The following is an 11,820-nucleotide window of genomic DNA, read 5'->3' on the forward strand; positions in this document are numbered from 1 at the left end:
CCCTCGGGGGGCAGAGAGCTACACGCAGTGAGCGAGCGTGGGGGTCATGTAACAATTGAGACCATGACCCCCGAGCAGTATGTACAGGAAAAAGCCGCCGCGTCCGGCAGCAGTTTTTATTACGCGTTTTTGTTTTTGCCCAAGGAGCGGCGCGCCGCCATCACGGCGTTTTACGCCTTTTGCAGGGAGATTGACGACGTTGTCGATGAAGTCGTTGACCCCGGCGTAGCCAGGACCAAACTGGCCTGGTGGCAAAACGAAGTCAGCAAGTCCTTTGCCGGCCAGCCCAGCCACCCCGTGACAAAGGCGCTGATGCCGCTGGCGGGCAAGTACCAGATTGAAGCGCGCCATTTGCAGGCCGTGATTGAAGGCTGCCAGATGGACCTGGAGCAAAACCGTTACCTCGACTTTCCCGGCCTGCAGCGTTATTGCCACCTGGTGGCGGGCATCGTCGGTGAAGTCGCTGCGCGTATTTTTGGCCAGACCGAAGAAAGCACCACGGCCTATGCCCACAAGCTTGGCCTGGCGTTCCAGCTGACCAACATCATCCGCGACGTGGGCGAAGATGCCCTGCGCGGCCGCATCTACATCCCGGTCAACGAACTGCAGCAGTTTGACGTCAAGGCGCATGAAGTGCTGAAGCGCCAGTACTCAGACCGTTTCACCGCACTGATGCAGTTCCAGACCCAGCGTGCACTGGCGCTTTACGATGAGGCCCTCACCATGCTGCCCGCCGCCGACCGCAGGGCGCAAAAACCCGGCCTCATGATGGCCAGCATTTACCGCACCCTGCTGCGCGAGATTGCAGCCGACAACTACCAGGTGCTGCACCAGCGGGTCAGCCTGACGCCGCTGCGCAAGTTCTGGCTGGCGTGGAAAACCCAGGCCTTCGGCAAAATTCAATGAGCCCCCACGCTCCCCACTTCGTGTGGTTCGCTGCCCCCCTAGGGGGCTGGCCTTGCTTGGGGCGGCCCGGCGCTGCGGCCGATCGCCCCCACGCTCCCCACTTCGTGTGGTTCGCTGCCCCCCTAGGGGGCGCTGCGCCTGCGGCCTGGCAAAGCCAGTTCCGCGGCCCCGGCTGGCGAAAACCTCGCTTCGGCCAAGGTCTGCAGATCGCGGGTAGGGATACCATGGCGGTTTCGCTGTCTCAACCGTGAAGGTCGCCATCATCGGCGCGGGCTGGGCCGGCTGCGCGGCGGCTGTTGAAGCCACCCGGCGCGGTCATCACGTCACGATCTTTGAGGCTGGCCGCACTGCCGGCGGCCGTGCACGGCGTGTCGAGCTCATGCTGGCCGGCCAGGCGCAGGCACTGGACAACGGCCAGCACATCCTGATCGGCGCCTACAGCGAAAGCCTGAAACTCATGGCCGATGTCGGCGTGGACGTTTCGGCCGGCTTGCTGCGCCTGCCACTCACCATGCAGTTCCCCGACGGCAGCGGTCTCAGGCTGCCGCGACTGCCTGCGCCGCTGGATGCACTGGCCGGCATCCTGGGTACACGCGGCTGGTCCTGGCACGACAAATTTTCACTCCTCAAGGTGTGCTTTGGCTGGCAGTTGCGCCGTTTTGAATGTGCACCGCAACTGTCGGTCTCGGATTTATGCAGTGGGCTCCCGGCTACGGTGATGCACACCCTGATCGAGCCACTGTGCGTGTCGGCCCTCAACACCCCGCCGGAGCGGGCCAGCGGCCAGGTGTTTCTGCGTGTCATGCGTGATGCGCTGTTTGCAGGCAACGGCGCATCCAACCTGCTGCTGCCGCGCATTGACCTGAGTGCGCTGATGCCGGATGCCGCGCTGGCCTGGCTGCAGCGCCATGGCGGCGAGGTACGGCTGGGCGCACGCGTGCAGGCCATCACACGGGCCGATAAACACTGGATGCTGGCAGGCGAAGCCGATACCTTCGGTGCGTTTGACAGCGTCGTTCTGGCCTGCCCGTCCACAGATGCGGCGCGGCTGGTGCAGGCCAATGGCCTGCCCTGCGAACCCTGGCTCACACAAACACGCGGCCTGCAGCATGAACCCATCGCCACGGTGTATGCCCTGGCACCCGGCGCTCGTTTGAGCCAGCCCATGCTGGCGCTGCGCCCGGGCAAGGGCCATCCTGCGCAGTTTGTGTTTGACCGAGGGCAACTCGGCGGCGCGCCCGGGCTGCTGGCCTTTGTGGTGAGCATCAGCGAAGGCGACAGCGCCACCCTGGGGTCCCAGGTGCAGGCGCAAGCCGCAGCGCAACTCGGACTTAGCGGCCTGCAGCTCCTGCAAACCATTGTTGAAAAACGCGCCACCTTTGCCTGCTCGCCCGGCTTGCAGCGGCCCGGCCTGCACATCGCCCCCGGCCTGCTGGCCTGCGGTGACTACATCGACGGACCCTACCCTGCAACCCTGGAAGGGGCGGTGCGCTCGGGACTGGAGGCGGCCAGGGCCCTGCCGGACCCGGCGCCTAAATCGCTATCAATTCAATAGCTGGTTGCGCAGGCATATCGCCGGCCATGGGCACTTTTTATTAGAAAAACTGCGCCGGCGCGCCTCAGGCTGCGATGAAATCGCACAGCTCGGTCAAGCTGCCCACGGTGATATGCGGCTTCTCGGCGTGTTTCCATTCGCTGGCTGCCCGGTTAAGCCAGACCGTCTGCATACCGGCATTCAGCCCGCCCAGGACATCCAGCATGGCATCGTCACCGATATGCAGGACGTTTTCAGGAACGGTATCCACAGCCCCGGCCGCTGCATGAAAAATACGCGGGTCGGGCTTGCCCACGCCAAACGCCTGCGCGCTGACGTTGGCACTGAAATACCGCTGCAGGCCTATACGCTCAATGTCGGCATTGCCATTGGACAGCGCCACCACGGGAAAACGCGCAGACAGGAATTCCAGCGCCTGCAAGGCATCTTCAAACAGGGTCACCCGGTTGCGCTCCGCAAAAAATATCTCGTAGCCCTGCTCGGCAAGCAGCGGGTTTTCCCTGGAGCGGTACAGCGCCAGGCGTATCGCCTCACGCCTGATGGCGCCCATGTCGTGCTTCAACTCGGGCCGTGTGCGAACCACGTGCGCACGGATTTCATTGCGCACCACGGCGTTGGAAAACAGTGCCGCCGTCATGGGCGCATGCGTGCTCAACCAGTTTTCAAGTGCCTTTTCGGCGCGCTCAATGGCTGGCCACACGGGCCAGAGCGTGTCGTCAAGGTCCAGGGTGACGGCCTTGATTCTTTTCAGGTCGAGCATGTTTTATAAAAAGGTGCTGCGGAGCATGGAAGTCGCAGGCAGGTTCAGGAAAGTTAGGTAAGCGAGAATAACCCATGTCTTTTGCCACCGAACCCACCTTCCAGCACGGGCAGGCGCCCAAAGCAGCGTCCGGCACCGCCATCCTGTTTTGCAACCTCGGCACGCCCGATGCCCCCACCGCGCCAGCGCTGCGCCGCTACCTGGCTGAATTCCTGAGCGACCATCGTGTGGTGGAGATCCCCAGGTTGCTCTGGTGGCTGATCCTGCACGGCATCATCCTGCGCATCCGGCCCAAAAAATCGGCGGCCAAATACGCCAGCATCTGGATGAAAGAAGGCTCGCCGCTCAAGGTCTGGACCGAAAAGCAGGCCACGATGCTGCGCGGCTACCTGGCCGTGCGCGGCCATGCAGTAGAGGTGCGTTATGCCATGCGCTACGGCAACCCTTCGATTGCATCGCAGCTGGACCAGCTCAAGGCTGACGGCGTGACACGCGTGCTGATACTGCCCGCCTATCCGCAATACAGCGGTACCACCACCGCCAGCGTGTTTGATGCGGTCTACACCTGGGCAGCCAAAGTGCGCCGCCTGCCGGAGTTCCGCTTCGTCAACAACTACCACGATGTGCCCGGCTACATAGACGCGCTGGCCGACCGGGTCCGCGCGCACTGGCGGGTCAACGGCAAGGCCGAGCAACTGCTCATGAGCTTTCACGGCGTGCCAGAACGCACGCTAAAGCTCGGCGACCCCTACCACTGCGAGTGCCACAAAACCGCACGCCTGCTGGCGTCAAGCCTGGGCCTGGAAAAAGACAGCTACAAAGTCACCTTCCAGTCACGCTTCGGCAAGGCCAAATGGCTGGAGCCCTACACCGAACCCACGCTGATCGGTATGGCGCAGGCCGGTGTCAAAAGCGTTGATGTGGTGTGCCCGGGTTTTACCGGCGACTGCCTGGAGACGCTGGAAGAAATCAACATGGAAGCGCGCCACGCATTCCTTGAAGCGGGCGGCAAGGCATTCAACTACATCGAATGCCTGAACGACAGCCCGGTGTGGCTGGCCGCGCTGGCGGAGTTCAGCGTGCAACACCTGGCCGGCTGGCCGACACAGGCCGGTGCGAATACGCAGGAGCTGGCTGCCATGCGGGCTGCGGCGCAATCGCTGGGCGCAAGCCAGTAAAGGCATGCAGCACACATGCGCATGAAAAACAAGGAGAAACCACTTGCCTGAACTGACACTGAGCCAGACCAACGAAGGTGTCTTCCGCGTACTGGACGCACAGGGCAGCCACGTCGGCAACCTGAAACTGATCAGGGGCTTGTGGAAGTTCAAGGCGATTGGTTACGGCCCCGGCGGTGAGCTCATTCCCGGCGGCGGCCCGCTCACGGAACGGCACAACACATCCTTTGCAGCGCCCGACGCAGAAATTGTTTCAGCAACGCTGATGCAGCCGCGCCCCGCCACTCCGGCCACTTTCAGGCATTAAATATGCCCCTGGCCCTCATGTAATGCGCGCCACCAGCTATCAATTCAATAGCAAATAGAATTCAACCCGCAGCATCAATAAACGCCGTCACCCGCTCCAGCTGGTCCGGCACATTCAGCGCCGGCGCATGACCGCAGTCTTCAATCTCAACCACCTGCGTCAAGCCGCAGGCGCCCGGCCCGCGGCGCATCATGGCGCTGGTCGTCTCGCGCAGCACCAGGTCGGACTCGGCACCGCGCAAACACAGCACAGGTATTTTGATCTCGTCATAGTGGTCCCAGATCAGGTAGTCGTTGGGGTGGCTGATGAACTGCTGCACCATGGCCGGGTCGTAATGCGGCGTGACGCGCCCGTCGGGCAAGCGGCGTGTGGAGGTTTCGGTCAGGCGTCGCCACTGCTCGTCGCTCAGCCAGCCATAGGGTTTGTAGACCACACGGAAAAACGCTTCGAGTTCCACCACCGTGGCAAACGCCGGCGGGCTGCCGGCATAGGCACGGATGCGGCCTATGGCCTCGTCTGCCAGTTGCGGAGCGTTGTCGTTCAGGGTCAGGCTCAGGATGCGCTGCTTCATGCCTGGCTGGAACAGGCCTGAAGCGCACACCGTGCCGATCGCGCCGCCCATGGATGTTCCCACCCAGTGCGCTTTTTCAATTTTGAGTTGATCGAACAGCGCCGCCGCAATGCGCGCATAAAAGCGCAGGCAGTACTCATGCGTTGGCCGCGGGCTCCACTGGCTCAGGCCGCGGCCTATGGTGTCAGGGCAGATCACGCGGTAGCGGCTGCTCAGGTGTTCGGCCAGCTCGTCCATGTCGCGCCCGGTGCGCGCCAGCCCGTGCCATGCGATGACAACACGCTCGTGCTGCGCACCCCACTCCGTGTAGTGGATCTCGCGTCCTGCGCAAGTCAAATAGTGCGAGCTGAATGGCATGGGTTGACCGTCTTTATGAACAATGCTTTGGGGATGGCGGGATCCGGGCCTACTTCAGCAGCTTGCCGGTGCTGCCGATCACGGTCACCTCGACATAACGCGAGCCGACCCGGTTGCTGGGCGAGTAGCCGACGGTGATACCGCCGGTGTCGTAACTGCCCATGGACTCCAGCGCCTTGACCACTTTGGCCCGCGTCGGGTTGGGGCCAGCGCGGCGCAGGGCCTCGACCAGTACCTTGGCGCCTACAAACTCTTCAAAACTTGTGTAGTTGACGAGTTCCTTGGGTGCATATTTTTTCAGCAGGGCCTGGTACTCGCGCACCACCGGCAGGTTGGCCATATAGGGATACGGCACCACCTGGCTGATGCCCAGGCCGTGTGCGTTTTTCAGGCCGGCCAGCTTGACCAGTTCGGCCGGGTCCACCACGGAAATGTTGTACAGCTGCGCACCGCCGCCGCTTTCACGGTAGAGCTTCATGAAGGCCGCCGTGGACTTGTTGACCGACACCATGATGATGGCCTGCGCGTCGGAGGCCTTGATCTTTTTGACAGCCTCTTCAACCTTGTCGGTATTGCGCTCGTAACTCGCCGCCACGGCCAGCTTGAGCTGGCGTTTGTCCAGCGCGTTGGTCACGCCCAGCAAGCCGGCCTTGCCAAAGCCATCGTCCTGGTACATCACGGCAATACGTTTCATGCCCAGTGTCGTCAACTGCTGCACCATGTGTTCGGCCTCGTCGGCATAACCGGCGCGCACATGGAAAATCCACGGGTTAAAAGGCGTGCGCAAGGACTCGCCGCCGGTATAGGGCGCCACCAGCGCGGCGCCGCCCACATCCAGCACGCCATCGGTCAGGAGCTGCGTGACATTGGCCGTGCCGGCAAAGCCAAACAGCGCCACCACCTCGGGCCGGGCCAGCATCTCGCGCGTGAGGCGAACCGTCTCGGCCACCTTGTAGCCGTCATCGACCACCTCATGCCGGATTTTTGCGCCGTGTATGCCGCCCTGCGCATTGATGGCATCAAAATAGATCTGCCCGCCCACCACCATCTGGTGCCCGGTACTGGCCAGCACACCGGACAAGGGCGCCACCTGCCCGATCACCAGTTCCGCTGCCGGTGCAAGCCCGGCCAAACCATACAACGCCAGCGCTGTCACCGTCTGCCGGCCCCATGCTTTAAATGCCTTCATGATTTGTCTCCTGTGGTGCCTGTGTTCAGGCCCTGTTTGTGACTCCCTGCACCCCCGCGGCCCTGAGCCGCCCCACAACGCCGCTGGGAAAGTAATACACCGAAAGAACAAACAGCACGCCCAGCCAGAGCAGCCAGCGGTCGGGCGACAGCAAGGCAGCCAGCCAGGGCAAGGAAGACGCGGATTCGCTGCCCAGTCGCAGCAAATCCTGCAGGTAGCTTTGCGCCACCAGGAAAAGGGCCGAGCCGAGCGCGGCCCCGTAAATCGTGCCCATGCCGCCAATCACCACGATCAGCAGCACGTCCATCATGATTTCAAAGGACAGCGAGGTGTCCGGCCCGTTGTAGCGCAGCCAGAGCGCCAGCATGGCGCCGGCCAGGCAGGCAAACAGCGCGGACAAGATGCTGGACAGCGTGCGGTAAACCACCACGCGGTAGCCAATCGCCTCGGCCCTGAATTCGTTCTCGCGGATCGCCTGCAGCACGCGCCCGAAAGGCGAGTTCACGATGCGCAGCATGGCCAGCAGCAACACCACAGCCACCACAAACAAGAGGTAGTAACACAGCAGACGCCCGTCCAGCGTCACGCCAAGGAAGGGCTGCTCGGAAAACTCGAAGCTGGGCGACAGCAGCTCCGGCACCTTGAAGGTCAGGCCGTCTTCACCACCGGTAATGTCTGACAGCTGCGATGCCAGCGTCAGGAATGCCGAAGCCACGGCCAGCGTGATCATGGCAAAAAAGATGGCCCTGACTCGCAGCGAAAAAAGTCCCACCAGCAACGCCAGCACAAAAGAAATGGCCAGTGACGACACAAGCCCCACGGCCAGCGCCTGCCAGGTCGGCCCCATGCGTGTTGTGGCAATGGCAATGCCGTATGCGCCAATGCCGAAAAACATGGTATGCGCAAAACTGACGATGCCGGTGTAACCCAGCAGCAAATCGAAACTGGCCACCAGCACGATGAAGATCAGCACCTTGGCGGCAACATTCAGCGCCTTGATGCCAGGAAAGATAAACGGCGCTGCGGCCAGCGCCACAAGCAGCAGCACCAGCATCACGGCCAGCACGCGGCTGCGCGGGAAGTCGTCGGAGAGGAGTCTTTTCAGCATGATCAATTCCTACCGATTAGCCACAGGGTACACACCCTGTGGACGCCACAAAAGAATGGCCATCATCAGCGCGATGTTCGAAAAAAGTGCCACCTTGGGCAGCAGGAAACCGGTGTAGTTCGCCATCAGCCCGACCAGCAAGGCGCCTATCAGCGCACCGCCTGTGGAGCCAAGGCCGCCAATGATGATGACGATGAAGATCAGCACATTGACCTGCGCGCCCATTTGCGGCGTGACGCTCTGCTGGTACAGGCCCCACATCACACCGCCCAGGCCGGCCAGCGCGCTGCCGACCACAAACACCCCGACAAACAGGCGCTTGATGCGGTAGCCAAGCGACTCCACCATTTCGCGGTCCTGCACGCCCGCACGAATCAGCAGGCCGATCTTGGTGCGGCTCAAGGTCCACGCCAGCAGGGCAAACACAAACAGGCCGACCACCACGGCCAGCAGGCGGTATTTTTCAATCGCCGCATCGCCGAGCAGCATCGAACCACGCAAGGCTTCTGGCAGGGGCAGGGGAATCTGCTGCGGGCCCCAGATGACCTTGATGAGTTCTTCACCAATGATCATGCCGCCCATGGTGATCAGGATCTGCTTGAGGTGCTGGCCATACACGGGGCGCACGATGAAACGCTCAAACGCCAGGCCTAGGGCACCCGACACTGCCATGGCCACCAGCATGGCCGGGAACACCGCCACCAGGTTGCGCCACAACTCCTGCGAACCCGTCCAGTCGCTCATCAGGCCAAGGACTGTCGTGGCGACAAAGGCACCGAGCGCGATAAACACGCCGTGGCCAAAGTTGAGCACGTCCATCAGGCCAAACACCAGCGTGAGGCCGGAGGCAATGATAAAAATAATCATGCCCATCGCCAGCCCGGCCACCGTCAGCGTAACCCAGGTCGAAGTCGAACCGATGAAGGGCAATACCAGCAGTGCCAGCACAGGCACCAGCAGGAGGGGCTTCCAGTCAAAGTCAATCTGTTTCATATCGCGAGTCCCAGCAATGACTTCTGCAAGTCTTCGTCTTCAGCCAGCGCCTGCATGGAGCCGGCATGCACCACGCGTCCGTTGTCCATCACTGCAACACGGTCGCCCAGGCGTTTTGCGAAGTTGATGTTTTGTTCCACCAGAAGGATGGTGGTGCCGGTCGCCTTGAGCTGGGCAAAGGCATCGATCATGTTGTTGATGATGGCGGGTGCCAGGCCCTTGCTGGGCTCGTCCACGATGAGCAGCTCGCGCGGCTCGACAATGGCGCGCGCGACCGCAAGCATCTGTTTTTGACCGCCAGACAGTTTGCCGGCCGGGTGGTTCCAGAATTTCTCAACCGCAGGGAACAGCGAAAAAATCCACTTCAGCCGCGCCTCGTCCATCTGGCTCGCCCGGCTGGCCTTGCGCGCCGCAAGCAACATGTTTTCCTTGACCGTCAGATCGGAAAAGATGCCCATGTTTTCAGGCACGTAGGCAATATTGAGTTCAGCGATCTGCGGCGTGTCGGACGCCGTGATGTCCTTGTTGTCAAACGTGATGTGGCCTTTTGAAGCCTGCCACAGGCCCATGATGGTCCGCAGCGTGGTGGTTTTGCCCGCGCCATTTCGGCCCAGCAGCATGGTGAGCTGGCCGCGCGCCACGGCAAGGTCCACGCCGTGCAGGATGTGGTACGCACCTATGTGTGTGTGAACGCCTTCCAGCGTCAGCAAATTGGCGTTCATGCGCCCTCCCCCTGAGATACGGGTGCTACACCCAGATAGGCTTCCTGCACCACGGGTGAGGCAATCACTTCTGCTGGCTCACCATCGGCCACCAGCGTGCCGTTGTGCAGCACGATGATGCGGTCGGCCAGTTCACGCACCACATCCATCTTGTGCTCCACCAGCAGTATGGTCTTGCGTTTGTCGTTCTTGAGTTTGCGGATCAGGTTGAGGATGACCGGCGCTTCGTCGGCACTCATGCCGGCCGTGGGCTCGTCAAACATGAACACGTCCGGCTCCAGTGCCATCAGCAGTGCGACTTCAAGCTTGCGCTGGTCGCCGTGCGGCAGGCTGGCCACCGGCGTATGGCGTTTGTCGGCCATGCTGACGGCTTCCAGCACCTCTTCGGCAAGCTGCGTCAGCGCCTTATGGTCGCTCCAGATGCTCCACAGGTTAAGCCCGCGCAGATGTTTGCCTGAGCGCGCCGCCTGCACGGCAAGACGCACGTTCTCCAGCACCGACAGGTTGGGAAACAGGTTGGTCAGCTGGAATGCACGGCCCAGCCCGGCGCGCGTTCTGGCCGAAGGGCTCATGCCTGCCAGGCTGCTGCCGTTGAGCAGCACCTCGCCGCCCGTGGCCTTGATCTGGCCCGAGATGAGGTTGAAATACGTGGTTTTGCCGGCCCCATTGGGGCCAACAATGGCCGTCAGCGTGCCTGGCTGGAAAGTGCAGCTGACAGCATTCACCGCCACGTGCCCGCCGAAGCGGACCGTGAGTTCTTTTGTTTGAAGCATTTAGGATTCCCGTCGATGCGACAGGTGAGCGCCCGAGCTGGGCTTCGACAAGCTCAGCCCGAACGATGTGACTGTGAATTAACGCTTGTTCCTGATCGGAACATTCATCTCTTCGGCCTTGATTTCACGAACGAGTTCAGGCACACCCCAGGCAAAGGCCGGGTCCACCTTGATCTTGAAGTGGTACATGCTCTGCATCGCCTGATGGTCTTCCTTGCGGAAAGTCATCTTGCCCTTTGGTGTATCAAAGCTCATGCCTTCCATGGTCTTGATCAGCGTATTGGCGGAGGCGTCACCCTTGCTGTTTTTCAGCGCAGTGACTACCGCCATGGCAGCAGAGAAGCCACCTGCCGTAAAGAAGTCAGGCGGTGCCTTGAACTGCTTGTAATGCTGGGCCACCATGGCCTCATTGACCGGGTTCTTCGGGATGCCGAAGTAGTAGTAGGTTGCGCCTTCCATGCCCGGCAGGTTCTTGTAGCTGGCCATGGCCGGCAGGATGTTGCCGCCGGTGGCGATCTCAATGCCGTAGCGCTTGAGGTCCATGTCGGCAATCTTGAACGGGTTGCCGGCACCGGCCCAGACGATCCAGATGATCTTGCGGCCAGGCTGGTCTTTCAGCTTGTCGATCAGGCGTTGCGCACCGGCGGTGAAGTCGGTGGTCGCCGCGGGCAGGTATTCCTCATGCGCGAATTTTGCTTTCTTGATGGCTTCCTTGAAGGCTTTTACGCCATCGCGCCCGAAAGCGTTGTCCTGCGCCAGGGTGGCCACCGTCACGCCGGCCTTGTCCACCGCCACGGCGTTGGAGATCGCGTCCTGGCTGCTGTTGCGGCCCGTGCGGAAGATGTATTTATTCCATTTGTCGCCGGTGATGGAGTCCGCCACGGCAGGCTCGACCAGCAGGATCTTTTTGTATTCTTCGGCGACTGGCAGCATGGCCAGCGCCACACCAGAAGCCGTCGGGCCGACAGCCAGGTCGGCCTTGTCGTCCGAATAAGCGGCGGCCAGCAGCGACTTGCCGAGGTCGGGCTTGCCCTGGTCGTCTTTTTCAATCACCACGAGTTTTTTGCCGGCAACCATCATGGTGCCGCCCGTGGCGTAGTCCAGGCCCATCATGAAACCGACGGCTGTCTGTTTGCCATAGGCTTCGAGCGGGCCGGTCTTGCTGTAAATGTGGGCGATTTTGATTTCACCGGACTGGCTCAATGCCAGGGGCGAGGCAAGGGATGCGGAGATCGCTGCGAGCGCGATCAAGGTACGACGGTACATGGAAGTCTCCTGTTTTGGGTTACGCACCATGATTGCACAGTGCGTGCCAGCTTTAAACCATTGATTTATAAAGATATTTATCTGACAGTCGGATTATTGTCTGAAATAAATACAAATTAATTGTATTTATTTCAG

General features: G+C 61.4%; 12 protein-coding genes. 4 read left to right on the forward strand and 8 right to left on the reverse strand.

Annotated elements, in window-relative coordinates:
- Positions 1 to 63: 63 nt before the first annotated feature.
- Together hpnD and hpnE are read left to right on the forward strand one after the other, a co-directional pair.
- On the forward strand, positions 64 to 906 hold the full coding sequence (gene hpnD, locus ACFQND_RS22255; RefSeq protein ID WP_371439725.1) for a presqualene diphosphate synthase HpnD: 843 nt from the start codon (positions 64 to 66) through the stop codon (positions 904 to 906).
- Positions 907 to 1,153: 247 nt separating this feature from the next.
- Complete coding sequence (hpnE, locus tag ACFQND_RS22260) at positions 1,154 to 2,461, forward strand: hydroxysqualene dehydroxylase HpnE (protein WP_371439726.1); 1,308 nt, start codon at positions 1,154 to 1,156, stop codon at positions 2,459 to 2,461.
- A 64-nt stretch (positions 2,462 to 2,525) separates the two neighbouring features.
- Here hpnE and ACFQND_RS22265 read toward each other — a convergent pair whose 3' ends face one another.
- Positions 2,526 to 3,221: an HAD family hydrolase gene (locus ACFQND_RS22265; protein WP_371439727.1), complete on the reverse strand. Its 696-nt coding sequence runs from the start codon at positions 3,219 to 3,221 to the stop codon at positions 2,526 to 2,528.
- Positions 3,222 to 3,295: 74 nt separating this feature from the next.
- On the opposite strand from ACFQND_RS22265, the gene hemH reads away from it, so the two are divergent.
- Together hemH and ACFQND_RS22275 are read left to right on the forward strand one after the other, a co-directional pair.
- A complete protein-coding gene (gene hemH / locus ACFQND_RS22270; protein ID WP_371439728.1) occupies positions 3,296 to 4,399 on the forward strand; it encodes a ferrochelatase in 1,104 nt (367 codons plus the stop codon).
- A 43-nt stretch (positions 4,400 to 4,442) separates the two neighbouring features.
- Positions 4,443 to 4,706: a hypothetical protein gene (locus ACFQND_RS22275; RefSeq protein ID WP_371439729.1), complete on the forward strand. Its 264-nt coding sequence runs from the start codon at positions 4,443 to 4,445 to the stop codon at positions 4,704 to 4,706.
- 61 nt (positions 4,707 to 4,767) lie between these two features.
- Here ACFQND_RS22275 and ACFQND_RS22280 read toward each other — a convergent pair whose 3' ends face one another.
- The 7 genes from ACFQND_RS22280 to ACFQND_RS22310 form a co-directional block, all read right to left on the reverse strand.
- Entirely contained in the window at positions 4,768 to 5,634 is an 867-nt protein-coding gene (locus tag ACFQND_RS22280) for an alpha/beta fold hydrolase (protein WP_371439730.1), read from the reverse strand.
- 49 nt (positions 5,635 to 5,683) lie between these two features.
- The gene (locus tag ACFQND_RS22285; RefSeq protein WP_371439731.1) at positions 5,684 to 6,823 is read right to left on the reverse strand and encodes an ABC transporter substrate-binding protein; all 1,140 of its coding nucleotides are present in this window, start codon (positions 6,821 to 6,823) and stop codon (positions 5,684 to 5,686) included.
- Positions 6,824 to 6,848: 25 nt separating this feature from the next.
- Positions 6,849 to 7,931, reverse strand: coding sequence for a branched-chain amino acid ABC transporter permease (locus tag ACFQND_RS22290; protein ID WP_371439732.1), 1,083 nt, complete (start codon positions 7,929 to 7,931; stop codon positions 6,849 to 6,851).
- 9 nt (positions 7,932 to 7,940) lie between these two features.
- Positions 7,941 to 8,924 carry a branched-chain amino acid ABC transporter permease gene (locus tag ACFQND_RS22295; RefSeq protein WP_371439733.1) on the reverse strand — a complete coding sequence of 328 codons (984 nt, stop codon included), beginning with the start codon at positions 8,922 to 8,924 and terminating at the stop codon, positions 7,941 to 7,943.
- A complete protein-coding gene (locus tag ACFQND_RS22300; RefSeq protein WP_371439734.1) occupies positions 8,921 to 9,646 on the reverse strand; it encodes an ABC transporter ATP-binding protein in 726 nt (241 codons plus the stop codon). Before ACFQND_RS22300 ends, ACFQND_RS22295 begins: the two co-directional genes overlap by 4 nt.
- Positions 9,643 to 10,419, reverse strand: coding sequence for an ABC transporter ATP-binding protein (locus tag ACFQND_RS22305; protein ID WP_371439735.1), 777 nt, complete (start codon positions 10,417 to 10,419; stop codon positions 9,643 to 9,645). The genes ACFQND_RS22300 and ACFQND_RS22305 overlap by 4 nt, the downstream gene beginning before the upstream one ends.
- Positions 10,420 to 10,497: 78 nt before the next feature.
- Positions 10,498 to 11,685 (reverse strand): substrate-binding domain-containing protein, encoded by a 1,188-nt coding sequence (locus ACFQND_RS22310; protein ID WP_371439736.1) that lies wholly within the window; start codon positions 11,683 to 11,685, stop codon positions 10,498 to 10,500.
- Positions 11,686 to 11,820: the final 135 nt, after the last annotated feature.

Origin of the sequence: Polaromonas aquatica, assembly GCF_042659145.1 — a bacterium.
Classification (GTDB): domain Bacteria; phylum Pseudomonadota; class Gammaproteobacteria; order Burkholderiales; family Burkholderiaceae_C; genus Polaromonas; species Polaromonas aquatica.